This window comes from Mycobacterium sp. (assembly GCF_032159765.1).
GTDB lineage: Bacteria > Actinomycetota > Actinomycetes > Mycobacteriales > Mycobacteriaceae > Mycobacterium.
In genome coordinates this window covers 43919-70427 of record NZ_JAVHWM010000165.1, presented here as the reverse complement: position 1 = coordinate 70427, position 26509 = coordinate 43919, and the positions used below count along the sequence as shown (strand labels likewise).

21 protein-coding genes are annotated in these 26509 nt (G+C 65.6%); 10 read left to right on the top strand and 11 right to left on the bottom strand.

Going from position 1 to position 26509, the window contains the following annotated elements; all coding sequences use genetic code 11:
• The first annotated feature begins 78 nt into the window (after positions 1 to 78).
• Positions 79 to 1431, top strand: coding sequence for a lipase family protein (locus tag QOH60_RS19775; RefSeq protein WP_526423508.1), 1353 nt, complete (start codon positions 79 to 81; stop codon positions 1429 to 1431).
• Between the two features lie 13 nt (positions 1432 to 1444).
• On the opposite strand, the gene QOH60_RS19770 is transcribed toward QOH60_RS19775, so the two are convergent.
• The 3 genes from QOH60_RS19770 to bioB are packed head-to-tail and all read right to left on the bottom strand — an operon-like array spanning position 1445 to position 3227.
• On the bottom strand, positions 1445 to 2023 hold the full coding sequence (locus tag QOH60_RS19770) for a DUF2567 domain-containing protein (RefSeq protein ID WP_526423506.1): 579 nt from the start codon (positions 2021 to 2023) through the stop codon (positions 1445 to 1447).
• A complete protein-coding gene (bsaP, locus tag QOH60_RS19765; RefSeq protein WP_526423504.1) occupies positions 2020 to 2217 on the bottom strand; it encodes a biotin synthase auxiliary protein BsaP in 198 nt (65 codons plus the stop codon). The genes QOH60_RS19770 and bsaP overlap by 4 nt, the downstream gene beginning before the upstream one ends.
• A gap of 14 nt (positions 2218 to 2231) precedes the next feature.
• Positions 2232 to 3227, bottom strand: a complete 996-nt coding sequence (gene bioB, locus QOH60_RS19760; protein ID WP_526423502.1) for a biotin synthase BioB — start codon at positions 3225 to 3227, stop codon at positions 2232 to 2234.
• Between the two features lie 46 nt (positions 3228 to 3273).
• Between bioB and QOH60_RS19755 the strand changes: the two genes are divergently transcribed.
• Positions 3274 to 3876, top strand: a complete 603-nt coding sequence (locus QOH60_RS19755) for a TetR/AcrR family transcriptional regulator (protein WP_526423500.1) — start codon at positions 3274 to 3276, stop codon at positions 3874 to 3876.
• A gap of 147 nt (positions 3877 to 4023) precedes the next feature.
• Here QOH60_RS19755 and QOH60_RS19750 read toward each other — a convergent pair whose 3' ends face one another.
• Genes QOH60_RS19750 through bioA form a run of 4 tightly spaced genes read right to left on the bottom strand, consistent with a single transcriptional unit; the run spans position 4024 to position 7692 of the window.
• Positions 4024 to 4533: a 2'-5' RNA ligase family protein gene (locus tag QOH60_RS19750; RefSeq protein WP_526423498.1), complete on the bottom strand. Its 510-nt coding sequence runs from the start codon at positions 4531 to 4533 to the stop codon at positions 4024 to 4026.
• 30 nt (positions 4534 to 4563) lie between these two features.
• Positions 4564 to 5244: a dethiobiotin synthase gene (gene bioD / locus QOH60_RS19745; RefSeq protein WP_526423496.1), complete on the bottom strand. Its 681-nt coding sequence runs from the start codon at positions 5242 to 5244 to the stop codon at positions 4564 to 4566.
• Positions 5241 to 6392 (bottom strand): 8-amino-7-oxononanoate synthase, encoded by a 1152-nt coding sequence (gene bioF / locus QOH60_RS19740; RefSeq protein WP_526423494.1) that lies wholly within the window; start codon positions 6390 to 6392, stop codon positions 5241 to 5243. The genes bioD and bioF overlap by 4 nt, the downstream gene beginning before the upstream one ends.
• Positions 6393 to 6399: 7 nt before the next feature.
• The gene (bioA, locus tag QOH60_RS19735; protein WP_526423492.1) at positions 6400 to 7692 is read right to left on the bottom strand and encodes an adenosylmethionine--8-amino-7-oxononanoate transaminase; all 1293 of its coding nucleotides are present in this window, start codon (positions 7690 to 7692) and stop codon (positions 6400 to 6402) included.
• 129 nt (positions 7693 to 7821) lie between these two features.
• Between bioA and QOH60_RS19730 the strand changes: the two genes are divergently transcribed.
• The 5 genes from QOH60_RS19730 to QOH60_RS19710 all read left to right on the top strand — a co-directional run bounded on the left by QOH60_RS19730 (position 7822) and on the right by QOH60_RS19710 (position 16742).
• The gene (locus QOH60_RS19730; protein ID WP_526423490.1) at positions 7822 to 9984 is read left to right on the top strand and encodes an acyltransferase family protein; all 2163 of its coding nucleotides are present in this window, start codon (positions 7822 to 7824) and stop codon (positions 9982 to 9984) included.
• A gap of 64 nt (positions 9985 to 10048) precedes the next feature.
• Positions 10049 to 12214 (top strand): glycogen debranching protein GlgX, encoded by a 2166-nt coding sequence (gene glgX / locus QOH60_RS19725; RefSeq protein WP_526423488.1) that lies wholly within the window; start codon positions 10049 to 10051, stop codon positions 12212 to 12214.
• A 38-nt stretch (positions 12215 to 12252) separates the two neighbouring features.
• Entirely contained in the window at positions 12253 to 14508 is a 2256-nt protein-coding gene (gene treY / locus QOH60_RS19720; RefSeq protein ID WP_526423598.1) for a malto-oligosyltrehalose synthase, read from the top strand.
• Positions 14501 to 16231 carry a malto-oligosyltrehalose trehalohydrolase gene (gene treZ, locus QOH60_RS19715; RefSeq protein WP_526423486.1) on the top strand — a complete coding sequence of 577 codons (1731 nt, stop codon included), beginning with the start codon at positions 14501 to 14503 and terminating at the stop codon, positions 16229 to 16231. Before treY ends, treZ begins: the two co-directional genes overlap by 8 nt.
• Positions 16232 to 16298: 67 nt before the next feature.
• Positions 16299 to 16742 carry a hypothetical protein gene (locus QOH60_RS19710; protein WP_526423484.1) on the top strand — a complete coding sequence of 148 codons (444 nt, stop codon included), beginning with the start codon at positions 16299 to 16301 and terminating at the stop codon, positions 16740 to 16742.
• A 3-nt stretch (positions 16743 to 16745) separates the two neighbouring features.
• Here QOH60_RS19710 and ilvA read toward each other — a convergent pair whose 3' ends face one another.
• Together ilvA and QOH60_RS19700 are read right to left on the bottom strand one after the other, a co-directional pair.
• Complete coding sequence (gene ilvA / locus QOH60_RS19705; protein ID WP_526423482.1) at positions 16746 to 18035, bottom strand: threonine ammonia-lyase IlvA; 1290 nt, start codon at positions 18033 to 18035, stop codon at positions 16746 to 16748.
• Positions 18036 to 18065: 30 nt separating this feature from the next.
• Positions 18066 to 18503, bottom strand: a complete 438-nt coding sequence (locus QOH60_RS19700) for a nitroreductase family deazaflavin-dependent oxidoreductase (protein ID WP_526423480.1) — start codon at positions 18501 to 18503, stop codon at positions 18066 to 18068.
• Between the two features lie 80 nt (positions 18504 to 18583).
• Between QOH60_RS19700 and QOH60_RS19695 the strand changes: the two genes are divergently transcribed.
• Positions 18584 to 18814 carry a hypothetical protein gene (locus QOH60_RS19695; protein ID WP_526423478.1) on the top strand — a complete coding sequence of 77 codons (231 nt, stop codon included), beginning with the start codon at positions 18584 to 18586 and terminating at the stop codon, positions 18812 to 18814.
• Between the two features lie 23 nt (positions 18815 to 18837).
• On the opposite strand, the gene fadD11 is transcribed toward QOH60_RS19695, so the two are convergent.
• Positions 18838 to 20643 carry a fatty acid--CoA ligase FadD11 gene (gene fadD11, locus QOH60_RS19690; RefSeq protein WP_526423476.1) on the bottom strand — a complete coding sequence of 602 codons (1806 nt, stop codon included), beginning with the start codon at positions 20641 to 20643 and terminating at the stop codon, positions 18838 to 18840.
• Between the two features lie 24 nt (positions 20644 to 20667).
• Between fadD11 and QOH60_RS19685 the strand changes: the two genes are divergently transcribed.
• Together QOH60_RS19685 and QOH60_RS19680 are read left to right on the top strand one after the other, a co-directional pair.
• Positions 20668 to 21426: a hypothetical protein gene (locus QOH60_RS19685; RefSeq protein ID WP_526423474.1), complete on the top strand. Its 759-nt coding sequence runs from the start codon at positions 20668 to 20670 to the stop codon at positions 21424 to 21426.
• 188 nt (positions 21427 to 21614) lie between these two features.
• Positions 21615 to 22070 carry a hypothetical protein gene (locus tag QOH60_RS19680; RefSeq protein ID WP_526423472.1) on the top strand — a complete coding sequence of 152 codons (456 nt, stop codon included), beginning with the start codon at positions 21615 to 21617 and terminating at the stop codon, positions 22068 to 22070.
• A 31-nt stretch (positions 22071 to 22101) separates the two neighbouring features.
• Here the strand turns inward: QOH60_RS19680 and QOH60_RS19675 are convergent, their stop codons facing one another.
• Positions 22102 to 26415: an nSTAND1 domain-containing NTPase gene (locus QOH60_RS19675; RefSeq protein WP_526423470.1), complete on the bottom strand. Its 4314-nt coding sequence runs from the start codon at positions 26413 to 26415 to the stop codon at positions 22102 to 22104.
• Positions 26416 to 26509: the final 94 nt, after the last annotated feature.

Sequence of the window (26509 nt, the reverse complement as noted above, 5' to 3'; positions counted from 1 at the left end):
TGCGGCGTCGGGTAGCCAGACTGGACTCTTAAGGTCTTCTTAAGTAAGAATGCCCAGTGGCACGTGAGGAGTGTTCATATGGAGGCTGCCAGGCTGGCCACAACGACCGGTGCTGAGTGGATCGGCCACGCGCCCCACGAGGACGTCCAGCGCGGGCGTCCGAGGCTTCCGGAAGACGATCGCTTTTATGTTCCTCCGCCCGGCTTCGAGCACGCGGCGCCCGGCACCGTGCTGCGGTCGCGCGATGTCGAACTCGCGTTCATGGGCCTGATCCGGCAGAAGTTCACCGCCACCCAGCTGCTGTATCGCAGCACCGACCGGACCGGCTTGCCCGAGGCCACCGCAACGACAGTGCTGGTGCCCGCCGAACGAGCGCCGGGAAACCTCTGCCCCGTTGTCTCCTACCAGTGCGCGATCGACGCCGTCGCCTCCCGATGCTTCCCCTCGTATGCGTTGCGGCGCGGATCGTTCGCGCTCGGCGCGCTGGCGCAGCTTGAATTTCTGCTCATCGCTGCCGCCCTGTCGGAAGGCTGGGCCGTGTCCGTGCCGGATCATGAAGGCTCACAAGGCATCTGGGGAGCTCCGTACGAGCCGGGTTATCGTGTTCTCGACGGTGTGCGCGCCGCACTGCGCTGCGATCGACTCGGATTGTCGGCGTCGGCGCCGATCGGGCTGTGGGGATATTCGGGAGGCGGCCTTGCCTCGGCATGGGCCGCAGAAGTGTATGCCGACTACGCCCCGGAATTGAACGTTGTCGGCGCTGTACTCGGTTCTCCCGTGGGCGATCTGGGCAGCACCTTCCGTCGGCTCAACGGCACGTTCTTCTCGGGGCTACCGGCGATGGTGGTCGCTGCGCTCAGCCGGGTGTACCCGGAGCTGGACCGTGTGATCAAGCGTCACGCCACCGACGACGGCGTCGCATTGCTGGACTCGCTGCAGCGGATGACGACGATGGAGGCCGTCATCCGCATGGCCAACAAAGACATGGACTCCTATGTGGACCGTCCGCTCAACGAGATTCTCGACGAGCCGGAGGTTCAATTCGTCTTCGACGACATCAAGCTGGGGACCGCGGTGCCCGGCGCGCCCGTGCTGATCGTGCAGGCCGTCCACGACAGGATCGTGTCGGTCGACGACATCGACGAGCTGACGGAGAGTTATCGCGCCGGAGGTGCTGCCGTCACCTATCACAGGGACATGTTCAGCGAGCACATGCTGCTGCATCCGATGTCCGCGCCGATGACATTGCGCTGGCTGCGAGACCGATTCGCCGCCCGGCCGCTGACCGAGAACATCGCCCGCACAACGTGGCCGACAATGTTCAACCTGTCGACGTACAAGGGCATGATCAAGCTCATGTCGATCGCCGGGCGTGTCCTCACCGGCAGGACGTTGCACCGCGAACCGCTGTCTACGGCCGACGCCGGCTGACCCAGACGGTGAGCTAACCCACCGTCTGGGCCACTGAGGGCACGACGCCAAGGTCGTCGTCCGGCGATCCTGCGGCGATGATCGCATATGTCAGGGCGGCGACGGCTGACGGCAGCAGCAGCCCCGCGATCACCTGGACGGGTGAATGACCGAAGAACACCGCAGGTGCCTCGGTGACGTAGTGGACCTTGTGATCGGCGGGAACCGACGCGAAGTCCGTGTGGCCGTAGCGAAGTCGAACAAGTCCGGCACCTACGCCGGCCGCCGTGCCCGCCGCAGCCACACCGCCGGTGACCAGCCCGATTACCATCGCGGGCCCGCGAGCCGACCGCCACTGCCACATCAGAACGGCACTGACGACGGCCACGACGAACAGCAAGCCGGCCATCATCACCGCGGAATCGAAGAAGTGCTCCGCATCGTTGCGGACGTAGCCGTGCAGCAGTTCGCCTGCCCGCGTCCACCCGACGACGCCGGTGGCCGGCGGGGCAAGCACTGCCCAGATCCCACCCGCGACTACGCCGGCCACAGCCATCCCCGCTGTGACCGCTATCCCTTGCCGGACCTCTCTGGGCAGGTTAGGGGCCTTCACGGTTGCCTCTCCTGGTCAGTCGAGTCCGACGTCCCATGCCTCGAACATTGTGCAGACCACCCGTCGGGACGCACCTGCACGGTCATCCGCCGTCCGCATTCGGCGCAATAGCGTGGCGGCTCCAAACCAAGCTGCGCAGCCGCCGGGACCGAGGTGCCCGCCGCCTCGCCGGTGTAGACGTTGAACTTGGCCACTGGAACAGCGTCTCTTACAGCGTCGCGTTGAGCGCTTTGATCGGCATCTGGAGGTTGTCGAGCAGCTCCAGGTCGGCCTCGGCCGGGCGGCCCAGCGTGGTCAGGTAATTGCCGACGATGACGGCGTTAATGCCACCGAGGATCCCCTGCTTCGCGCCCAGGTCGCCGAGTGTGATCTCGCGCCCGCCTGCGAACCGAAGCATGGTGCGGGGCAACGCCAGCCGGAACGCGGCGACGGCCTTGAGCGCTTCTGACGCGGGCAGCACGTCGAGGTCACCGAATGGTGTTCCCTGCCGCGGATTGAGGAAGTTCAGCGGCACCTCATCAGGCTCCAATTCGGCCAGCTGGCAGGCGAACTCGGCTCGCTGCTCGAGCGTCTCCCCCATGCCGAGAATGCCGCCGCAGCAGACCTCCATACCCGCGTCGCGCACCATCGACAGGGTCGCCCAGCGTTCCTCCCACGTGTGCGTCGTGACGACGCTGGTGAAGTGCGACCGAGCGGTTTCGAGGTTGTGGTTGTAGCGGTGGACGCCCATCGCCGAGAGCTGGTCCACCTGCTCTTGGGTCAGCATTCCCAGTGAGCAGGCGATCTGGATGTCGACCTCGTTGCGGATCGCCTCGATACCCGCAGCGACCTGCGAGAGCAGCCGCTCATCGGGCCCGCGCACCGCAGCGACGATGCAGAATTCGGTGGCGCCGGTCTTAGCCGTCTGCTTCGCAGCTTCCACGAGGCTGGGGATGTCCAGCCACGCGCTGCGCACGGGCGAGCTGAAAAGGCCCGACTGCGAACAGAAGTGGCAGTCCTCGGGGCAGCCGCCGGTCTTGAGGCTGATGATGCCCTCAACCTCGACCTCCGGGCCGCACCACCGCATCCGCACCTCGTGGGCCAGGGCCAGCAGATCATCAAGGCGGTCGTCGGACAACCGCAGGACGGCGAGCACCTGATCCTCAGTGAGGCCCTTGCCATTTTCGAGCACCTGCTCGCGGGCCACTTCCAGGATGTCGGTCACGCTGCGCCCTCCGATTCTTGAACGGTGTTCAGGCTAGGGTAGCTGCGTGCAGCTGCACAAATTCGACGTGGTCGATGCCGCGACCGCGCTTTTGGACACGTACGGCATCGCCGACTTGACCATGAGGCGCCTGGCCCGTGAGCTCGATGTCAGCCCCGGCGCGCTGTACTGGCACTTCCCCAGCAAGCAAGCCCTGCTCGGCGCGGTGGCCGACCGGATTCTGGAACCGATGCTTCGCGACAGTGCCGCCGACGGATGGCGCGAACGGATCGTCGCGGTGGGCTCGTCGCTGCGCGAGGCCCTGTTGTCCCACACCGATGGCGCCGAACTGGTGTCGGCCACCTTCGCGGCAGGGCAGTCCGAGGCGATGACAAAGGTGGTCGGGCAGTTGGCCGCGGCCGCCGCGGACGCCGGCGTCGCGCCCGGCAAGGACGACGTGGCTGCGCGATCTGTCGTCTACTACGTCCTGGGCTTCACGGCCGACGAACAATCGCGTCTGCAGTGGGATGCGGCGGGAGCCCTGCCCGATGCGCAATCCGTCCTGGCGACGGATCCGAGCGCCAGGTTCGCATTCGGGCTCTCGCTGCTTGTCGACGGGATTGCACACGCGCGCGCGGAGTTCGGCGCCAGCGCGGAGAATTCCGAGTAGCCGCCGCAGCTCGAATCTCATCCGCCACTCGCGTCTCTCGGCGCGTGATGTGGGCGTCTAGTGCGCGACACTGCGCCGATTTCTGCACCAGGGTCGTGGTTCCGCGAAATCAACAGCCCTAGCGCAGAAATCGACGTGTTGCGCGTGCTACTGAATCAGGTGCTCGGCGCGGTGGTTTCCGTCCCAGTGGCGTAACCCGACGAAGCCACCCTGCAAGTCGCGCGTCACCGTACGGATATTCAACGCCGACCGAAGTTGCGCCTGGTCGACCCTTCGCGCCAACGTCACATGCGGAGTCCATTGCCCCACAGCGGTGTTCGGCGCCGGGCCCGGCGACAGGTACTCAGCGCACACACGCATCGCTTCTGCGTGCAGATCGAGCAATTCAGTTGACGGAACGACGGATCGCACCAAGGTGAAAGGCTCGCGCCCGAACACCATCGGGGCCCCGATGACACATGACACGGGCAGCCGGCGCAACAGCGGCCGCAAGTCCTGATCGGCGTCCGTCGAGATGCCGTCGGCAACGATCAACGTGGCGTGAGGCCTGCTCGTCGGCCCCGGCGCGCGCAAGCCGGCGTCGGAGAGGCTTTCCCACACGCGCCGGAGCACAGACTCAGTGTCGGGGTCGAGCAGCAGCTCGATCGAGTGCACCACTGTTGATTTGCTCCTCGCGTCCGCACCTCGTCACCGGGCCAGGTCTGCCAGCCAGTCCCGGTCCACCACCGACGCACTCAGCTGCTCGAATTCCGCCTGCCTCATCCTCGCCGCGCCCGCAGGCAGCACCGCCCGCAGCTCGGCCATCTTCGCGAGTTTCTCGCGGTTGCTCAGCTCGGCGGGACCCGGTGTCGTCGGCCATGAACCGAGAACCAAGCCTGCGCACGAAACACTATGCGTATCAAGTGCTTCCAGCGTGAGGGCGGTCTGGTTCAGGGTGCCGAGCCCGGGAGAAACCACCACGAGCACGGGAGCATGGGCGTCGTGAGCCAGATCCCGCAGCGTCACGCCGCCCTCGCCGAGTTCGACGAGCAATCCCCCGGCGCCTTCGATCAACGTCAACTGGTTCGAGTGATCGATGGTCCGCACGAGCACGTCGAGCTCAACACGATTCGGCAGCGGCAGCCGTGCCAATTCCGCTGCTGCAGCCGGCGCCAACGGCTCCGGGTAGCGCCACGACCCGACCACCCTGTCAACGCCGGACAACCGCGTCACCTCGGCGAGGTCGTCGTCGCCCCCGGTGGTCCCTGTCTGCACCGGCTTGCACACCACGACGTCGATGCCGGCCAGCCGCGCGGCACACGCGAGCACGGCGGTCGCCACGGTCTTGCCGACGCCCGTGTCGGTACCCGAGACGAATACGACGCTCACGCCCGCACGGCGCCGAGAACGTCGGTCAGCACGCGCTGCGCAATGTCCATCTCCTCGCCGGTGAGGGACGCGCGTGCCGTCAACCGCAACCTCGAGGTCCCGTGCGGCACCGACGGCGGCCGGAAGCACCCCACCCGCACACCGCGGTCAAGGCACGCCGTCGCCGCGGCCAGTGCCACCTCGGGTGCACCCAGGATCACCGGTACCACCGCAGATTCCGGTCGGTCGGCCACGCCGCAGGTGGCGGCGAGAACTGCGGCGTTTCGCCGAACCCTCTGCGGCAGTTCGGGGTCGGCGATCAATACGCGTAGTGCCGCAAGCGCAGCCCCCAGCGCGGCGGGCGCGAGCCCGGTGTCGAAGATCATCGGGCGCGCCGCGTCGATCAGGTGCTCTCGCACGGCGGGCGGACCGAGAACCGCGCCGCCCTGACCTCCGAGAGCCTTCGACAGCGTCGTCGTCATCACCACGTCGGGCGCGCCGGCGAGACCTACTTCGTGCAGGAGCCCCCGGCCACCCTCGCCGCGCACCCCCAAGCCGTGGGCCTCGTCGACGATCAGCAGCGCGCCGTGCCTGCGGCACACGTCGTGCAGCGAGAGAATCGGGGCCAGAGCGCCGTCGGCGGAGAACACAGAATCGGTGATGACGACAGCGCGGTCTTCATCGCGCGCGGCCAATGCGGCGTCGACGGCGTCGACGTCACCGTGCGGCGCCACCACTACCCGCGCCCGCGACAGCCGGCACGCGTCGACGAGCGAGGCGTGGCTGCGCTCGTCGGACACCACCAGTGCCCCCGGTCCGGACAGCGCGACGACGGCAGCCAGGTTGGCGGTGTAGCCCGACGAGAACACCAAAGCCGAAGGGGCGCCCACGAACTCGGCCAACTCGTGTTCGAAGTCCTCGTGCAGCTCGGTGTTCCCGGTCACCAGCCGCGAGCCGGTCGACCCGGCGCCCCAGGTGCGTGCCGCGGCCACGGCGCCGTCGATGACGCTGGGATGTTGCGACAACCCGAGATAGTCGTTGGACGCGAGGTCGATCTCGGCGCCGACGGGCGGCCGGGTGCGCAACGAGCGGCGCAGCCCGGCATCGCGGCGCTGCTGCTCGACCTCGTCGAGCCACGCCAGCGGTGTGGTGGCGATTCGGCTCTTCATCTGGGCGTTACCCTACGGAACTCGCAACCGCCACCATCGCCGAGGTGATCTGGTCGATCTCGGCTGGCGAGCAGATGTAGGGCGGCATGACATAGATGAGGTTGCGGAAGGGCCGCAGCCACACACCATGATCGAGCGCGACGGGCGTGGCCACCGCGAGGTCGACCGGATGGCGCATCTCGATCACCCCGATGGCTCCGAGCACCCGGACATCCGTCACGCCGTCGACTGACTGCGCCTTCTCCAGCCCTCCACTCAGGCCTGCCTCGATGTCAGCGACACGGGTCCGCCAATCCTGGCCGAGCAGCAGTTCCACCGACGCCACCGACACCGCGCAGGCCAGCGCATTGGCCATGAAGGTCGGGCCGTGCATCAGTGCTCCGGGCTCGCCTTCGCTGATGGTCTGCGCTACGTGGGCGCCGCACAACGTCGCCGCCAGGGTGAGGTAACCGCCGGTCATGGCCTTTCCGACGCACATGATGTCGGGCGTGACGCCCGCGTGGCCGGCAGCGAACAGTTCCCCGGTCCGCCCGAATCCGGTGGCGATCTCATCGAAGATCAGCAATACCCCATGCCTGCGGCAGGCGGCGCGCACGTCGATCAGATAGCGCGGGTCATGAAATCGCATACCGCCCGCGCCTTGCACCACAGGCTCGACGATCACCGCCGCGAGCTCGTCGGCGTGCCGCGCGAGTTGCTCCTCGAATGCGGCGCTGTACGACGGCTCGTATGAGGTAGGCACCTGCGGTGCGAACACTTGCCGCGCCAGGACATCGGTCCACAACGTGTGCATGCCACCCTCTGGGTCGCAGACGCTCATCGGCGTGAACGTGTCGCCGTGGTAGCCGCCCCGCCACGTCATCAGCCGGTGCTTGGCCGGACGGCCCAGGCTGCGCCAATACTGCAGCGCCATCTTGACGGCGACCTCCACGGACACCGAGCCGGAGTCGCTGAAGAACACGGTGTCCAGCCCGGCCGGCGTGATGTCGACGAGCAGCCGGGCGAGGCGAGCTGCGGGTTCGTGGGTCAGGCCGCCGAACATGACGTGGTTCATCGTCGCGAGCTGGGCGGTGATCGCAGCATCCAGCACCGGGTGACCGTGGCCGTGGATCGCTGTCCACCACGAGCTCATCGCATCGATCACCTCGACCGGTCCGCCCTCGCGCACGACGGTCAGCCGCGACCCACGCGCGCCGACGGCGACCACCGACGGAAGCGCACCCGGTCCCGCGGGACTGTAGGGATGCCACACGTGCGCGGCGTCGATCGCGCCGATTTCCTCGGGCGTCAATGCAGCCATGGAGATCGAGCCGAAAAACTCACAGGAATGCAGCGTAGTGCAGCGATTCTGGCGAGCCCCTGGACGTTTGCTCGACACGCTGTCCACACCATGTGCGTGGCGCACCGCTTGGGTAGATTGACCTCGACCATGATCACCCTCACGCGCACACGTTCAGCCCCGGGGCCTGCGCTGCGGGCTGTGCGCGACGCACCACCGAGTTCCCGCGACAATCCGTCCTATCGCCACGATCTCGACGGGTTGCGCGGAGTCGCGATCGCACTCGTCGCGGTGTTTCACGTGTGGTTCGGCCGTGTCTCCGGCGGTGTGGACGTGTTCTTGGTGCTGTCGGGTTTCTTCTTCGGCGGACGTCTGCTGCGCACCGCCCTGACACGCCATCCGTCACTGTCGCCGGTGCCGGAAATCGTCCGGTTGGCGCGGCGGCTCCTGCCCGCGCTTGTCGTGGTGCTGGCCGCGTCGGCCGTGCTAACGGTTCTCATCCAGCCGCAGACCCGCTGGGAGGCTTTCGCCAACCAGAGCCTGGCAAGCCTTGGCTACTACCAGAACTGGGAGCTGGCGCACACCGTCTCGAGCTACCTGCGTGCCGGTGAGGCGGTCAGTCCGCTGCAGCACATCTGGTCGATGTCGGTGCAGGGCCAGTTCTACATCGCGTTTCTCGCCCTCGTTCTGGCGTTCACGCTGCTGTTCGGACGGTGGCTCCGCCAGTATCTCCGCCGCGCGTTCGTGGTCCTGCTGGCCACGCTCACACTCGGGTCGTTCGCGTTCGCGATCTATGCCCACGAGCTCAACCAGGCGACGGCGTACTACAACAGCTTCGCCAGGGCGTGGGAGCTGCTGCTCGGCGCGCTGGTCGGGGCCCTCGTCCCGTATGTGCGCTGGCCGTTCTGGGCGCGCACCGTGGCGGCCACCGTCGGTGTCGGAGCGATTCTCTCGTGCGGAGCGTTGATCGACGGGGTGCGGCAGTTCCCCGGTCCGTGGGCGCTGGTGCCTGTCGGTGCCACGGTCTTGGTGATCCTCGCCGCGGCCAACCGGAATCTCGACCCCGAATCACCCGACGCCACCCCGCTGCCCAACCGGGTGCTGGCCTCGGCGCCGTTCGTCGCGCTCGGGGCGATGGCGTATTCCCTGTACCTGTGGCACTGGCCGCTGCTGATCTTCTGGCTGTCCTATAGCGGCCACAATCACGCCGGGCTCGTCGACGGTGCGGTCATCCTGATCGTGTCGGTCGTGCTGGCCTACCTCACCACGCGGTTCGTTGAGAACCCCCTCCGATATCGCGCCTCAGCGACCAGACCGCGGACCGTGTCGCTGCGCCGCGGGCTGCCCCGCCCTACGATTCTGCTCGGATCTTTCGTCGCACTCCTCGCGGTGGCGTTGACCGCAACGTCGTTCACGTGGCGCGAGCACGTCATCGTCCAGCGAGCAAGCGCCAAAGGGCTGGTCGGGTTGTCGACGAAGGATTACCCAGGCGCATTGGCCCTGACGTCCGGAGCGAACCCCCAGAAACTGCCGATACGCCCGACGGTGCTCGAGGCGAAGACCGATCTACCCGAGACCACCCGCGATGGGTGTACCAGCGACTTCGGTGATCAGCAGATCCACACGTGCGTCTACGGCGACAAGAACGCCACGCGCACCATTGCAATGGCCGGCGGCTCGCATGCCGAACACTGGATCACCGCGCTCAACGTGCTGGGGCAAACCCACCACTTCAAGGTCGTCACGTATCTGAAGATGGGCTGTCCGCTGTCCACCGAAGCGGTACCGACGATCGTCGGCGACGACATCCCGTATCCGCAGTGCCATGAGTGGGTGTCGGCCGTGATGGACAAACTCGTGGCGGCCCGTCCTGACTACGTCTTCACTAATTCCACCAGGCCGCGGTTCGGCGACATCGGCGACGAGATGCCGCCCAGCTACGTCGGCATCTGGGAGATGTTGTCGCAGTACGGAATCGGCATCCTCGGCGTGCGCGACACCCCGTGGTTCGTGCGCAACGGAATCTCCTTCGAACCGGCCGACTGTCTCTCCGACGGTGGGACGGCGACGTCGTGCGGCATGAATCGCTCCGATGTACTCGAGACCCGGAACCCGACACTCGACGCGGTCGACCAGTTCCCGTTGCTGCGGCCCATCGACCTCAGCGATGCCGTTTGCCGGGCGGACATCTGCCGAGCGGTCGAGGGAAATGTCCTGGTGTACCGCGATTCTCACCACCTGTCTGCCACCTACGTCCGCACGTTGACCGACGAGCTCGGGCGCCAGGTCGGTGCGGCGACCCGCTGGTGGTGAACGGTCGATGACGACCGAGCAGACATAGCCCGCGGCATCACGTCACGCCCGATAGGGTCGGATGATGGCCGCGGCTGAGAAGAAGCCACACCCTGCACCAGTGCTCGCGACGGTCTGGCCCGGCACCCCATATCCGCTCGGCGCGACCTTTGACGGCGCAGGCACCAACTTCTCACTGTTCTCCGAATGCGCCACCACGGTCGAGCTTTGCCTGATTGCCAAGGACGGCACCGAGCAACGGATCGAACTCGACGAAGTCGACAGCTTCGTGTGGCATGCATACCTTCCAGCGATCACCCCGGGGCAGCGCTACGGGTTCCGCGTCGACGGCCCGTGGAATCCCGCGGCCGGACAGCGGTGTGACCCGAGCAAGCTGTTGCTGGACCCGTACGGCAAGGCGTTCGACGGTGAGTTCACCCAAGGCCCGTCGCTGTTCTCCTACGACACGACATCCGACGACGATTCAGCCTCCGGCGAGCGCACGATGATCGACTCGCTCGGACACACGATGACCAGCGTTGTGGTGAACCCCTTCTTCGACTGGGGCTCCGATCGCGCGCCGCGCCGGCCGTACCACGAGACGATCATCTATGAAGCCCACGTCAAGGGCATGACCCAGACCCACCCGGCGATCCCCGAAGAACTCCGGGGCACCTACTCCGGACTTGCCCATCCGGCGGTGGTCGAACATCTGCTGTCGCTGAACGTCACCGCGATCGAACTGATGCCGGTCCACCAGTTCATGCACGACTTCCGACTGCTCGACCTCGGCCTTCGAAACTACTGGGGCTACAACACGTTCGGGTACTTCGCGCCCCACAACGCCTACGCGTCATTTCGTCAGCCAGGCGCCGCCGTGGCCGAGTTCAAGAACATGGTCCGGCTCTATCACGAAGCCGGCATCGAGGTGATTCTCGACGTGGTTTACAACCACACCGCCGAGGGCAATCAGCTGGGACCCACGATCAACTTCCGCGGCATCGACAATGCCCACTACTACCGGCTACTGGACGAGGATTTGCGCTACTACAAGGACTACACCGGCACGGGTAACAGCCTCAACGCGCGCCACCCGCACACCCTCCAACTCATCATGGACTCGCTGCGCTACTGGGCCCTGGAGATGCACATCGACGGCTTCCGGTTCGACCTCGCGTCCACTCTGGCGCGGGAGCTGCACGATGTGGACCGGTTGTCGGCATTTTTCGATCTCGTCCAGCAGGACCCGGTGGTCAGTCAGGTCAAGCTGATTGCCGAGCCGTGGGACGTGGGCGAGGGCGGCTACCAGGTCGGCAACTTCCCCGGCCTGTGGACCGAATGGAACGGCAAGTACCGCGACACCGTCCGGGACTACTGGCGCGGCGAGCCGGCGACGCTTGGCGAATTCGCGTCACGGCTCACCGGGTCATCGGACCTCTACGAGGCCACCGGGCGCCGGCCGTCCGCCAGCATCAATTTCGTCACCGCACATGACGGCTTCACGTTGCGCGACCTGGTCTCCTACAACAAGAAGCACAACAAGGCCAACGGCGAGGACAACCGCGACGGCGAGAGCCACAACCGGTCGTGGAACTGCGGCGTCGAGGGCCCCACCGATGACCCCGAGATCCTCGAACTCCGCTGTCGCCAGATGCGGAACTTCCTTGTCACGCTGATGGTTTCGCAGGGCACCCCGATGATCGCGCACGGCGACGAGATCGGCCGCACGCAGCGGGGCAACAACAATGTCTACTGTCAGGACTCCCCGCTGTCGTGGATGGACTGGTCACTGACGAAGACCAACGCCGACCTGTTGGAGTTCACCCGTACGGTGACCACGCTGCGCAAGAGACATCCGGTGTTTCGCCGCCGCCGGTTCTTCGACGGCCGACCCACCCGCAACGGCGCCCAGGTCCGCGACATCGCATGGCTCACGCCGTCGGGCAAGCGGATGACGCTCGAGGACTGGGACAGCGGGTTCGGCAAGAGCATCGCGGCGTTCCTGAACGGGGAAGCGATATCAGAGCCCGACGCTCGCGGCTTCCGCGTTGTCGACGACTCTTTCCTGCTGTGTTTCAACGGCCACGATGAGGAACTCGATTTCGTTGTGCCCGAAGGGCGGTACGGCAGCGAGTGGAGTGCTTGCCTCGATACCGCTGACCCGCGGGGGGAAACCGATCTGACCGCACTCGCCGGCGAGAAGATCACCCTCGAAGCCCGGTCCGTGATCGTGCTGCGCAGAACAGCGTGACAGACAACGTCCCTGTCGTCTCGACATATCGGTTGCAGATGCGTGGCGACGCACTCACTTTCGCCGATGCGCAGGACGTGTTGGACTATCTCGACGACCTCGGTGTCAGCCACGTCTACCTGTCGCCGATCCTGACCGCAACGCAAGACTCCGCGCACGGCTACGACGTCACCGACCCAGCCACCGTGTCTCGCGAACTGGGCGGCGAGAACGGACTCGCCCGTCTGTCGGAGGCCGCGCGCGCACGCGGGATGGGTCTTGTGGTGGACATCGTCCCCAACCACCTCGGCGTTGGCGATCCCATGCAGAACGCGTGGTGGTGGGATGTGTTGCGGCACGGCAGGGAATCGCAGTTCAGCACGTTCTTCGACATCGACTGGGCACCCGACAACGGCGTGGAGGGCAAGCTGGCACTGCCCGTGCTGGGTTCCGACGACGACGTCGCCGACCTGACTGTCGACGGAGACGTACTGCGGTTGGGTGATCTCGTGTTCCCGATCGCGCCGGGCACCGGCGAGGGTTCGGGGCCCGATGTCCACGCGCGACAGCACTACCGGCTGATCGGCTGGCGTCGCGGATTGGTCGGCTACCGAAGGTTTTTCGCGATCACCTCTCTCGCGGGGCTGCGCCAGGAGGACCGCGCGGTGTTTGACGCCACTCACTCGGAGGTGCGGCGATGGTTCACCGAGGGCCTCGTCGACGGCGTCCGGGTGGACCACCCCGACGGATTGTCCGATCCCACCGGCTATCTCGGCTGGCTGCGGGAGATCACCGGAGCGGACGCGTGGATCGTCGTCGAAAAGATCCTGGCCGTCGACGAGGCGCTGGAACCGACGCTGCCCGTCGCCGGCACCACCGGCTACGACGCGCTGCGCGAATTCGGCGGCGTCTTCGTGGACCCGGCCGGTGAGCACGCTCTCACCTCACTGTACGAATCCGCGGGCGCACCGTACTCGGCCAACGCGATGCTGGCGCGCGAGCTCAAGGCCACCACCGTCACCGACATGCTGTCCAGCGAGTTGCGCCGCCTGGTGCGCGCCATGGTGCATGCGACCGGCCAAGATCACCCGCGACTGCCCGACGCGGTGGCTGCCCTGGTCAGCCGAATTGGCGTCTATCGCTCCGACTATCTGTCGCTGTCCGCGATCCTTCCCGTAGCGATCGCCGAAACACTTGTGGCTTCACCAGAATTCGCCGAACCTCTGCAGGTGGTCGCGGCCGCATTGAACAGCGCCGAGCCCGCCGTCCGCCTGCAGCAGCTGTGCGGCGCGGCCACCGCCAAATCGATGGAGGACTGCCTGTTCTATCGGGACGCGCGGCTGGTGTCGCTCAACGAGGTCGGCGGCGAGCCTTCGCGATTCGGCGTGAGCGCAGCCGAATTCCACCGGCGGGCCGCGGACCGTGCCCGGTTGTGGCCGCATGCGATGACGACCCTGTCCACACATGACACCAAGCGCGGCGAAGACGTCCGGGCGCGCATCGGCGTGCTCTCGCAGGTTCCGTCATTGTGGGCCGAATTCGTCGGCGGCTGGGCGAACAGGGCCCCAGCGCCAGATCATATGACGGGAATGTTCCTGCTGCAGAACATCTTCGGCGTATGGCCTGTCGACGGTCGGGTGACCGACGCGCTGCGCGACCGGTTGCATGCATACACCGAGAAGGCGATCCGGGAAGCCTCGACGCACACGTCGTGGAACGATCCCGACACCGAGTTCGAGTCGGCAGTGCACGCGTGGTTGGACACCGTGATCGACGGGGATATCGCCGCCGAGCTGACCAAGCTGGTCGCCCGACTCGATCCTCACGCGCATAGCGATGCGCTGGGACAGAAGCTCATACAGCTCACCGCGCCGGGCATCCCGGACGTGTACCAGGGCACCGAACTATGGGACGACAGCCTCGTCGACCCCGACAACCGCAGGCCCGTCGACTTCGCAGCCCGCCGGACCGCCCTGGCATCACTGGAGCATCCCAAGCTGCGAGTGACCTCGGCCGCGTTGAGGCTGCGACGGCGCCGTCCCGAGGCATTCCTGGCGGGAGGCCATTCGCCGGCCTTCGCCACAGGACCGGCGCGCGAGCATGTCGTCGCGTTTCTCCGGGCCACCCACGTACTGGTGGCAGTCAGCCGGTGGACCGTGCGCCTCGACGAAACCGGATGGGGCGACACGACTCTGGGCCTACCTGCCGGCCGGTGGGACGACGTGCTGACCGGCCGATCGTTCACCGGCCAGGTGGCCGCCGGCGATCTGTTCGCCGAGCTGCCCGTGGCGCTGCTGGAGCGCGCGGATGGCTGAATTCGCGGTGTGGGCACCGATTCCCGACCAGGTACAGCTGGATGTCGACGGTGCGCTGCACCAGATGCGACGAAGTGACGACGGATGGTGGCGCACCGACATCGCCGCCGCACCCGGCGCCCGCTACGGTTTCGTCCTCGACGAGGACCCTGCGGTACTGCCGGATCCCCGCTCGCCGCGACAACCCGACGGTGTGCACGAACGCTCCCAGCTGTGGTCACCGGCCGGGGACGCGTGGACCGACCAGAATTGGCAGGGCCGCAGCATCGCCGGAAGTGTGATCTACGAACTGCACATCGGCGCGTTCACCGCCGAGGGCACACTGGACTCGGCGATCACGAAGCTGGACTACCTCGTCGACCTCGGTATCGACTTCGTCGAGGTGATGCCGGTCAACGCCTTCGCCGGCATCCACGGCTGGGGTTACGACGGAGTGCTCTGGTATGCGGTCCACGAGCCGTACGGTGGACCCGACGCGCTGGTCCGGTTCGTCGACGCATGCCACCGGCGCGGGCTCGGCGTGCTGATCGACGCCGTGTTCAATCACTTTGGCCCGTCGGGCAATTACCTGCCCCGCTTCGGCCCGTATCTGTCGTCGGGCAGCAACCCCTGGGGTGAGGGCCTGAATGTTTCGGATGCGGACTCCGATGAGGTGCGGCGCTACATCATCGACTGCGCGCTGCGCTGGATGCGCGATTTCCACGCCGATGGCCTGCGCCTAGACGCGGTACACGCACTCGTCGACACCACGGCCCTCCACATCCTCGAAGAGCTGTCGGCCGAGACCGATTCGCTCGCAGCCGAACTGGGCCGCCCACTGTCGCTGATCGCCGAGAGTGACCTGAACGACCCCCGGTTGATCACCCCTCGCGACCGGGGCGGTTACGGGATGACGGCGCAGTGGGACGATGACATCCATCACGCGATCCACGCCGCGGTGTCGGGTGAGCGCCAGGGCTACTACGCGGATTTCGGTTCACTGGAAACGCTTGCAAGCACATTGCTTAACGGATACTTCCATGCAGGCACGTATTCGTCGTTCCGCGGCCGACGGCACGGTCGGCCGCTGGACAAGAAGACCATCCCGGCGACTCGCTTGATGGCATACACCTGCACGCACGACCAAGTGGGCAACCGTGCAACCGGCGATCGGCCGTCGCAGAACCTCGATGTCGGTCAGCTGGCCGTCAAGGCTGCGCTCGCACTGACGTCTCCGTACACCGCGATGATGTTCATGGGCGAGGAGTGGGGTTCGTCGCATCCGTTCCAGTTCTTCACCAGCCACCCGGAGCCGGAGCTCGCCAGAGCAACCGCCGAGGGCCGCAAGGCGGAATTCGCGCACCACGGATGGAATGCCGACGAAATTCCGGATCCGCAAGACCCGCAGACCTTTTCGCGATCGAAGCTGGACTGGGCCGAGCTCAGCACCGCTGAACACGCGCAGTTGCTGGACATCTATCGAGGCCTGATCGCGTTGCGGCGCAGCGAACCCGACTTGGCGGACCCGTGGCTCGAGCACCTTTCGATCGATTACGACGAGAAGTGCCAATGGATTGTGATGCATCGGGGGTCGGTGTCGATCGCGTGCAATCTCGGGACGGGCACCGTGCAGGTACCCGTCACCGGAACCGTGCTGATTGCGTGGGGCGAACCGACGGTCGAGGCCTCGCACACTGTGCTGGAAGGCCATTCGTTCGCGGTTCTGCGTTCTGTCAAGTCGTAATCCACACATGCCAGGCACCTGTGGATAGCGCGTTGTCGCGATCGGGTGTCGAGACGACGCTCGCAACATGGCATGTCCCTACGCACCGCCTCCGATCGAGTCAGCTACCGATCCCATCTTCTCGACCGCCGATCTGGGCGAACGCTGGCGAGCCCTGATGGGGCCGTTAGGATTCGGGGAGCGGCTCCTGTGGATCGGATTCATCGGGCCGGATCGGCGCTTGATCAAGGCGCTCACCCAAGTCGAACTCGGGCCGCGGCCAAGGCGCAGATATGTCGAATCGACGATGGCGGCTCTTCGTCACGTAATCGATGAATTCAACGACGACACCACAATCGCCTTGCTCTTGACGCGCCCGGGACGAGGCCCGATTTCGCCAGCAGACCGACAGTGGGCGTCGATGCTTGCTGATCTTGCCGCAGAATTCGGCCTGCCGATCGCGCGGATCTTCCGCGCCAACGACGATGCCCTCGTCGTCATCGATCCGGCTGATGAATCTGCAGCGAGTTAGCCGCTACGGATTGATCAGGTACCGGTAGGCCGGCGAGTCGGGCGCGAGCACCTCCACGTCCATGTCCGACGCCGCCATCCTGGTCAGCAGCCCGTCGTAGTCTTCGGCGGAGCCGAGCTCGACGCCAACCAGTGCAGCGCCGGTCTCGCGGTTGTTGCGCTTGACGTACTCGAACAGGGTGATGTCATCGTTCGGCCCGAGCACCCCGTCGAGAAACCGGCGCAGCGCGCCCGGCTCCTGCGGGAAATCCACCAGAAAGTAGTGCTTCAGGCCCAGGTGCACGAGCGACCTTTCGAGGATCTCCCCGTAGCGCGACACATCGTTGTTGCCGCCCGAGATCAAGCACACCACGGTGGTATCGGGCTCGACGACATCGGTCTCCAGCAGCGCCGTCACCGACAGAGCGCCCGCTGGCTCAGCGATGATGCCTTCGTTTTGGTACAGGCCCAGCATCGCCGTGCACACGGCGCCCTCGTCGACCGCGGTCACCGTCACCATGTCGCCCGCCGCGGCCAGCGCCGCGTAGGTGAGCGTTCCCGCCCTGTTCACCGCTGCGCCGTCGACGAACTGGTCGACATCGGCGAGCGTGACGGGCTCTCCGGCGGCGAGCGCGGCGATCATCGCGGCCGCGCCGGCAGGTTCGACGCCGAGCACCGCCGTATTGGTCGTCCGCTCGGCGAGATAGGTGGTGATGCCCGAGATGCAGCCGCCGCCGCCGACCGGCACGATCACCAGGTCCGGTTCGCCGTCGAGCTGTTCGAGGATTTCGGCTGCGATGGTGCCCTGGCCGGCCATGGTCCGCGGATCGTCGAACGGAGGCACCAGCGTGGCGCCGGTGCGCGCGACGTCCGCCAGGGCGGCCTCTGCAGCCTGGTCGTACGTCGACCCCACCGCGATCAGCTCGATGAACTCGCCGCCGTGATAGCGAATGCGATCGCGTTTCTGCTTCGGGGTCTTGCGCGGTATGTACACACGGCCGCTGATCCGCATCGACCGGCACGCGTGCGCGAAACCCTGCGCGTGGTTTCCGGCCGACGAGCACACCACGCCCGCGGCGAGCTCCTCCTCGGTGAGCTGCATCAGCAGGTTGTAGGCCCCGCGCAGCTTGTACGAGCGGACGGACTGCAGATCCTCGCGCTTGAGGTACACGGTGGCACCGGTCGCCGCCGACAGTCGCTCGCTGAGCTGCAGTGGCGTTGGCGCCACCACCCCCGAAATTCGCTTGGCCGCCGCGTCGACATCGGCCGCGGACAGCGGCCCCTCGCGATCGGTCAGGTTCAGTTCAGCGGACACCGGTCAATGGTGCCACGTCACCAGGTATTACTAGTCCGCGCGGGTCAGGACGAACACCGGAATCTGGCGGTCCGTCTTCTTCTGGTAGTTCGCGTAGTCGGGCCACGCCGCCACGGCGCGCTCCCACCACGCGGCCTTCTCGTCACCGAACACCTCACGTGAGTCGTAGTCGTGGGTCTCGGTGCCGTCCTGCAGCTCGACGCGCGGGTTGGCCTTGATGTTGTAGTACCAGACCGGATTCTTCGGGGCGCCGCCCAGCGACGCGACCACGGCGTACTCGCCGTCGTGTTCGACGCGCATCAACGGCGTTTTCCGGATCTTGCCGGTCTTCGCGCCGACGGTGGTCAGCAGGATGACCGCCTTGCCCTGCATTTCAGTGCCCTCGGTGCCGCCGGATTCCATGTACTTTTCGGCGTTCTCGCGGGCCCAATCAGACGTACTAGGAGCGTATTCACCAGAAAGAGGCATACCCAACCATAGGCGCCAGACCTGGGAGCGCCGGAGTGTTTCGGCTACCCGAAATCATGATCGAGGGGTACCCTGAACAGATGACGACGGCTGAGCACATTCAGGCGATCGCGGCCCCGAAGTCGCCGGAGATGACGATCGCCGGGGTGGCGTGGCCGCGCTACAAGGTGATCGCGCTCGTGGCCGGCCTCGTCGTCGCCGGGATTATCGCGCTCGCCACGATGACCGCCGCCCCTGCCGTCCTCGCCGGCGCCGCGGTCGGCACACTGATCTGGCTCATCCAGGCCGGCCTGCAACACTTCCGCAGCTAGGCCCTTTCTGCTCCTCGCGTCCGCTAGCTGCGACTGCTCGCGTCCTGCACCAGTGGACCCGGCTCAGCCGCGTAGAGCTCCTCGATCTCGGCCGAATATTTCTCGTTGATCGGCTTGCGCTTGAGCTTCATCGTCAGCGTGATCTCGTCGCCGCCGGGTTCCCAGAAGGCCGGCAGCACCCGGAACCGCTTGATCTGCTCGACGCGGGACAGCTTGGCATTGCCCTCGGCGACACCGTTGCCGATCTCCTTGATCACGTCCGGATGTGCGGCGAGTGTCTCGGGTGACGCGTCGGGCAGCCCATAGCGGGTGGCATAGGGCCCGGCCGACTCCGCATCGAGGACAACCAGCGCGGTGTTGTACGGGCGCGCGTCGCCCAGCGCGATGATCACGCCGATCAGCGGGCACGAAGCCTTGATCGTGTTCTCGATGTTGGCCGGTGACATGTTCTTGCCGCCGGCGTTGATGATCAGCTCCTTCTTGCGGTCGACGATGCGCAGGTAGCCGTCGTCGTCCATGTCGAGGATGTCGCCGGTGTGCAGCCAGCCGTCGGCATCGACTGCCTCTGCCGTCTTCTCCGGCTCTTTGCGATAGCCCTTCATCACCAACGGGCCGCGGACCAGGAACTCGCCGTCGTCGGCGATCTTGCCCTCCATGCCGGGGATCAGCTTGCCGACTGTACCCAGCCGGGCATCGCGCGGATGGCTCACCGTCGCCACGCAACTGAGCTCGGACATGCCCCACAATTCGACGATCGGGATCCCGAGTGCGAGGAAGAAGGCCAACGTCTCCTTCGGAATCGGCGCCGCCCCGGACACCGACCACCGGAGCTGATCGAGCCCGAGCTTCTCCCGCAGCTTCGACAGCACCAGTTCGTCGGCCTGCGCCCACTCGGCCGCGACATCGTCGGGCACCGGCTCCCCCGCGACCAGGGCTGCCGCCTTCTTCGTGGCAACTGCTAGTCCCCATTGAAGACCCAGCCGCTTGGTCTCGTCGGGCTCATTAGCGGCCGCGAAATCGATTGCCGCCTTGAGCTTTTCCCATACCCGCGGGACCGCCCCCCAGATGGTAGGCCGCACATCGGGCAGTGCCGCGGCGATCGCCCGCGCATCGGGCACCACCGTGACCTGCGTGCCGAACACCTCCTGGCTGTACAGGCAGCCCCACCTGTCGGCGATGTGCGCGGACGGCAGGTAGGACGTGATCCTGTCACCGAATTCGACGTCGAGGACCGACTCGACACCGATCGACTCGAACATCAGGTTTGCGTGCGTCATCTCGACGCCCTTGGGATTGCCGGTGGTGCCGGACGTGTAGATCAACGTCGCGATATCGTCAGGTTTTACTGCACGCCAGGACGATTCGAAGTCGAAGTCCGGGTCTCCCCCCGCCAGCATCTCGTCAAGCGTCATCGTTCCGTCCGGGCATCCGTCGATGCACACGATGTGCTCGATCGCTGCACTGCTGGCCCGCACGCGGTCGACGTATTGCGCCTCGCAGACCACCACCTTCGTGCCCGCGTTCGAGAACAGGTAGGTCAGCTGCTCGGCGGCCAGCGTGTTGTACGCCGAAAAGCACGTGGCGCCGAGGTGCTGAGCCCCGACGTCCAGCGGATAGAACTCGATACGGTTCGCCATCATCAGCGTCACTGTGTCGCCCTTGCGCACGCCGAGCGCGGCCAGCCCCGCCGTCACGCGGCGGACGTGTTCGGCGTACTCGCGCCATGTGACGGTTCGCGCGTCGCCGACTTCTCGCAAGGCCACGGCATCCGGGTCGATCGCCGCGGTCCGCTGAAACGCCTCGCACAGCGTCGTCGGTTGCTCTGTCATGACGGGTAGCGTACGGCCCAGACCATGGACGAAAGCGGGGAACGGCGGCAAGAGCACGAAGACGTCGTTCGGCGCGCCGAGAATCTGGCCAAGGGCGCCGAACAGCGCCTTCCTGCGTGGCTGCAGCCGGGAAATCCGGAGAGCCGCTGGCCCGTGCTGGTGGCACTGATCGCGGCCATCGTCATGCAACGCGCGATCCCGGTGGCCTATACCGTGGTGCCCCGCTGGCCGCTGATCGCGATGGAGTTGCTCCTCCTCGTCATTCTCGTGACACTCAACCCCCAGCGTCTGACGCGCGACACGACGTACGGCCGGTGGGCCAGTTTTGTGCTGCTCGCGGCCATCACGATCGACAACACGACGTCGGCGATCTTGCTCGACTACCGCATCCTGACCGGGGAGGTCAGCAACGACCCGGAGGTTCTGCTCGGCAGCGGCGCCGCAGTGTTCGTCACGAACATCATCGTCTTCGGGATCTGGTATTGGGAGTTGGATCTGGGCGGCCCATTCGCCCGCCAGGCGCCGCTGGCGAAGCGCGACCCGAAGCGCCGGTACCCCGACTTCATGTTCCCGCAGATGGATGCACGCCAGGTGGCGCCGAAAGATTGGGAGCCCCGATTCCTCGACTACCTGTACGTCAGCGTCACCAACGTGATGGCGTTCTCCCCCACGGACACCATGCCTTTGACGCATCGGGCAAAGGCGATGATGACGGTGCAGGCGCTGGTGGCGGTGTCGACGATCGCGTTGGTGTTCGCCCGCGCGGTCAACGTGTTGCGGTGAGTCTTCACCGAGCCCGGTTGTTGCGTCTGCACCTGGGAGTGACCTGAAGCTTCTTGGTTGCTGTGCGGGCCGAAACCGCCGTCGCGCGAGAATCGCCCGGCCAGATGGAATCGCGGGCGCAGTCTGGCCCCTTTCGGTTCCAGCAAAGCGAACGCAATCGCCGGCCTGAACGGGAATACTTCTCTGCAATGTTGTGGCCCACGAAGATCGCAGCGAATCTGCGTCGCATCCCGGCACGACCGGTGGTGTTGGCGGCCAATGTCCTGCTGTTGGTTGCCGCGGTCGCCGTGCTGTTGTTCGCTTCACGGCCAATTGACGCACAGCGCACCGCAAATGACGCCGGTCCGCGGGCCACCAGGCCGTCGGAGCCCGCCCTACCACCAGCCGCCGTGCCCTGCGAACCCCAAGCCAAGGAGACGACGCCGTACAACGCCGGTGCGAGCGGAACGCCGATGACCACATGCGCGTTCGTCGAGCGGATACGTACCGAGGCATCGCGCCACGGGCCGAAGACGGGAATGTTTCCACTTTCCGTGTACAGCCCGGCCACGCAGAAGACCTACCAGTTGGCGTGCTTCGCCTCGGAGAAATATGCGACCTGCACCGGCGGCGTCGGCGCGATCATCTACCTCTACAACAAGTAGATCCGGCGCGCGGGACTGCTGCGGGTTCCGATTATTTAGGAGTGTCACCAGCGTCTGGTAGCTCGTCGCATCCCTTGCGATAGTCAATGTCACCAGACACTGACGTGTCCCACTCTTTTTGGCTCATGTTCTCGGTCAGCATGGCGCAGATCGCGTCCTCGGCGCGCACTGTCGGCAAATTGGGCCACAGCCGTACAGTGCCGTCTGCGCTCCCCGAGATGATGCGCCGCCCCTGACCACTGACCACCACGCCGACAACCTGGGCCTGATGACCCGAAAACGCCACCAGCGCTTGATCGGGGCTGTCAGCGCCCCAGATCTGCACGTTGTACGGGTCGAAGCTCGCCGCGGCTAGCCGAGCGCCGACCGGGTCGTCCGAATTGGCACTGTACGCCAGACTCATTACGCCCGAACCTATTTGGATCGGTTGCGCCACGGGTTGACCCGTCGCATCCCACTGCTGAACCACTCCGACAGAGATTGACTCGGATGTCGCTCCGACATTTCGGACCGGTTCGGTTGTCCAGACCGCACTCCCCGACGCAAGCCGCCGACCGTCAGGGCTGAATGCCACGCTCAGTACCGCACCCGAATGTCGGTCGGCTAAATGGTGCTGTCGGGCGAACGGTTCAGGCAATTTGCTGGCAGCGTCGGCATCCCACAGTTCATTCGCTCCCGGCAGCTGCCACATGCGCAGCTTCCCGCCGGCGCTGGCTGATGCCAAGCGGTCGCCGCTGGGGCTGAACGCGACATCTGCCACGACGGCGTGGTCTTTGTTCTCGAATGGCGTCGGGTGTCCCGCCGGCAGCTGCCACATGGTGATTTGCCCGTCGATGCCCGCTGATGCGAGCCGATCGCCGTCGGGGCTTATCGCGAGCGCCGATAACGGCCGTCCCGTCTCAATTTTCGTTACGGCGTCGCTATCCGGAGCGTCTGTCCGCCACAGCCGGATGTTTCCGTCGGAGCTTGCGGAAATGACGGTACGGTCAGTGGCATCGAAAACGACACGGGTGACCGTTCCGCGAGGTGCCGGCATTTCAGCTATCTCCGTGCCCGTATCCGAATTCCACAGTGAGACCGAGCCGTCCACACCTCCAGATGCGATGCGGTGGCCGTCGTGACTTACCGCGACGCTGGTCACCGCGCCGCCATGGCGATCCAGCGGATCTGAGATCGGTTGACTGATAGACGTGTTCCACAATCGCATTGTGTGTTCGTTGCCGCCACTGATGATTTGGTCGCCCACGAACGCGACCGTCGGCACCAGGCCCTCGTGGCCGACCATCGGGTCGCCGATTCGCTGGTGGAGCGCCACATCCCACAACCGAACCGTTTTGTCGTTGCTGCCGGACACCAGACGCGTTCCGTCGAGATTGAACGCGACGCTGGTTACCGGCGCAGTGTGGCCCTTCGGCATGAGTGCGACCGGAGTCAGTTCCGCGGCCCTCCACAGCCGCACCGTGTTGTCGGCGCCACCCGACGCGATGAGCTCGCCGTTGGGGCTGAAGGCGACGCTCATGACGCCACCCGGGTGCGCGTTGCCGATCGGCCGTCCCGCCGTCGCAGCGCCGTTCGGTTGGATGACGTCCGCGACGTCCCAGACGCGTATGGTGCCGTCGGGCGCTCCGGCTGCAATGCGGTCTCCGTCAGGACTGAGGGCGACGGTCGACAACTCCCCGGGCGTCGTTATCGAGTGGTTGTCGCTTCCATCGGGATTCGACACATTCATGATCCCGTCGATGCCCACCGAGGCGAGGTATCGTCCGTCGGCACTGAACGCGACGCGCGTGACACGCTGACCATGTTGCGAGGCAAGCACTTTCGGTTCAGGATTTCTGTCATCCAGATTCCATAGCTGCACGGTTCCGTCTACGGCACCAGCGGCGATCTTGCGCCCGTCGGGGTCGATCGCGACACTGGTGAGGTCGACCCTCGGTGTCAGCGCGCGGTCATTGCCGTCGCGGATAGTATTTCGCCACGACGGGGAATTGGTGTCCCACGTGCGGACGCGTTGATGTTCTGCCGCCACAAGCCGATGCCCGCGCTCTGCATACGCAACGCTGACGACAGGATCCTGGGTCCTGAGGATGAGCGCTGTGGTGGGTCGCTTGGTGAGCGCATCGAGGAGCGGCCGTTCGTCGGGGTGGGTAGCGAGCTTTCTTGCCACCAACAGCTCCTGGAACGCGAGCACATCGTCTCCCTGGCGCGTGTCGGCGAGAATGGCCTGCGCATCGGATATCAGCTTCTGGGCGGTCGCATCCCGGGCATTGCGCTGCGCGACCTCCCGCTGCTGAAGGGCCCATGCGGCCAAGCCGGCGGCCGCCATCGCGAAGACCACCGCCACGGCGAGTAGAGCTGCCAGCACCCGCCGCTTGCGTTCCTGCTGCCGCGACTCCTGCTCTCGTCCCGCCCGAAGAAACTCGCGGGTCGGCTCGAGTTTTCTGCTGTAGGTCTTGGAATCAGCGAGTTCTTGTGCCTGTTTGAGACGGTCGCCTGGCAACAAATACGCCGCGTCGCGGCCGCGCGTCTGCCATACCAAGGCTCCCTGAAGCAGCTCGTCCGCCGCCTTGAGATTCTGACTTTCCCCGCGCAGCCATTCCTTCAGCTCGGGCCAGAGATCCAAGAACCGTTCCAGCGCAATCTCGACGACGTCCTGCTCGCCTGCGCCGCTCAGCCTTCGCTTGCCTCTGACCAGTATTCGCGCCTCGACGAACTTCTCGACCAGCTCACTGCTTGTCTCCGGCAGATCGCTCCACAGTGCGATGCGTCGCATGGACTTGTCTTCCTCGCGCTGCTCGCCGGGAATCTGCACGGCGACGACGGTCGCCAAGTAGGGAATGAAAGCCTCACGCAGCCTTGTCAATTGATCCGCCCGCACCGATGGATCCGGGGACAGGATCTCGTTGATCTGTGTCTCGACAACACCGTCGATGCCGCCGATCCGCTTGTATTGCTCGGTCTTCAACTCGTGCGTATCGCCATATTTCTTATAGAGCAGTTCGAGCGTTGCCGAAAGCAGGGGCAAAGTATCGCCTTCGCCCGTATTCGCCTCGGCATCATCAAGTAGCTGACCGACAAGGTCACTTTGGATGACCAACCGGCGGCCGCGCTCAGTCGACAACCGCGCCGGTTCGACAATGACTTGGCGCAGCCGGTCCGACCCCCGCATCGGCCCGAGTTGGCCGAACAATAGCGGGTCCAGGCCGTCCAACTCTTCGGCGGTTTGCATTGCTTCATAGCGGTCGCTGCGAATCGTCGCCGCGACGATCAACCGCAGCGGTGTCTGGCCCGATGCGTCGCTCGAAGTAGCCAGCAGGTCGCCGAGAAGCGCCAGCATGACCTTCGCCTCCGCGCCGGCCTCCGCTGAGAACAATTCCTCGGCCTGATCCAGCGGCATGACCAGTGTCTGAGGCGCGTTGGGGTCGCCCGACTCTCTCATCGCCCGGTGCTGACACTCGGTCAGCAGCTGACGGACCTTCGGCGTGCTTGTGATCCAGTCGTCCTCGATTTCTTCGAGGCTCGGATCGTGAAGACCGAGCCGTTTACGGCTCGCGGCAAGGGAATTGGCTAATCCGAACTCACCGGTCAGGACGTTGCTTCGAGGCCGGACGACATCGAGAAGCGTGAAGCGCTGATCGAAGTCCAGCCGCGGCAAGATCCCTGCACGCAAGAATGACGATTTGCCCGTACCTGACGGGCCGAGGATCACGAACAGCCGGTTTCCACCACTGGAATAAAGCTCGTCGAATTTGCGAAGTGCACTTGCAATCTCTGCATCCCGACCGAAGAACACGGGGGCGTCCTGCGCCTCGAACGGCAACCATCCGCGATACGGCGCGCGCATCGGATCGTCGCGGGGTGGCCACCGGCGGCGGAAGGAATCTGGCCCGAGGAAAGCGCGGATGTCCCTCAGCAGGAGATCGAGTTGATCGCTGCGAAATTCAACGGGTGGCCGATCGTCGTCCAGGTCGATCTGCGTGGCCGATGACCCATCGGCGACAAACAGTTCGCGACGTTGAAGCTTCGAGATTTCGCCGGTGCCGCTGTCAGGCTCCAACCGCGCGCAGAAGATCGTTTTTCGATTGTGCACTGCGTAGTTGAATTCGCCTCCGCACTCGAACGAGCTCTCCCAAGATTTCGAAATCAGGCAAAGCAGTGCTTCACAGCTTTGCAGGTTTCGTTGCAACGTCTCCCGCCACTCTTCACCGCCAACCATCCCGGTTTCGTGGTCGATATCGAGAAATATCTGCCGCTTGAAGGACGGATCCTGCTGTTCCAGCCACCGCTTGAGCGCGGTCGCCTCCCTGTTGTCTTTGCCCGAATGGCTCAGGAAGATGCGGGGCATCGGTTGCCTTACTCGGATTCGTCATACCAACAGCTAACGCTGCTCGCAGACTAATGACCTCCGCGCCATTACGACGCGTGTTTGTTCGGTTTCC

Excerpts from the sequence above, each read along its gene's own strand:
- QOH60_RS19710 (WP_526423484.1), top strand. The coding sequence starts at position 16,299 with ATGGCATGTCCCTACGCACCGCCTCCGATCGAGTCAGCTACCGATCCC.
- QOH60_RS19675 (WP_526423470.1), bottom strand. The coding sequence starts at position 26,415 with ATGCCCCGCATCTTCCTGAGCCATTCGGGCAAAGACAACAGGGAGGCG.
- QOH60_RS19680 (WP_526423472.1), top strand. The coding sequence starts at position 21,615 with ATGTTGTGGCCCACGAAGATCGCAGCGAATCTGCGTCGCATCCCGGCA.
- glgX (WP_526423488.1), top strand. The coding sequence starts at position 10,049 with ATGGCCGCGGCTGAGAAGAAGCCACACCCTGCACCAGTGCTCGCGACG.
- QOH60_RS19695 (WP_526423478.1), top strand. The coding sequence starts at position 18,584 with ATGACGACGGCTGAGCACATTCAGGCGATCGCGGCCCCGAAGTCGCCG.
- QOH60_RS19775 (WP_526423508.1), top strand. The coding sequence starts at position 79 with ATGGAGGCTGCCAGGCTGGCCACAACGACCGGTGCTGAGTGGATCGGC.
- QOH60_RS19685 (WP_526423474.1), top strand. The coding sequence starts at position 20,668 with ATGGACGAAAGCGGGGAACGGCGGCAAGAGCACGAAGACGTCGTTCGG.
- fadD11 (WP_526423476.1), bottom strand. The coding sequence starts at position 20,643 with ATGACAGAGCAACCGACGACGCTGTGCGAGGCGTTTCAGCGGACCGCG.
- bioF (WP_526423494.1), bottom strand. The coding sequence starts at position 6,392 with ATGAAGAGCCGAATCGCCACCACACCGCTGGCGTGGCTCGACGAGGTC.
- treZ (WP_526423486.1), top strand. The coding sequence starts at position 14,501 with ATGGCTGAATTCGCGGTGTGGGCACCGATTCCCGACCAGGTACAGCTG.
- QOH60_RS19730 (WP_526423490.1), top strand. The coding sequence starts at position 7,822 with ATGATCACCCTCACGCGCACACGTTCAGCCCCGGGGCCTGCGCTGCGG.
- QOH60_RS19700 (WP_526423480.1), bottom strand. The coding sequence starts at position 18,503 with ATGCCTCTTTCTGGTGAATACGCTCCTAGTACGTCTGATTGGGCCCGC.
- bioA (WP_526423492.1), bottom strand. The coding sequence starts at position 7,692 with ATGGCTGCATTGACGCCCGAGGAAATCGGCGCGATCGACGCCGCGCAC.
- treY (WP_526423598.1), top strand. The coding sequence starts at position 12,253 with ATGCGTGGCGACGCACTCACTTTCGCCGATGCGCAGGACGTGTTGGAC.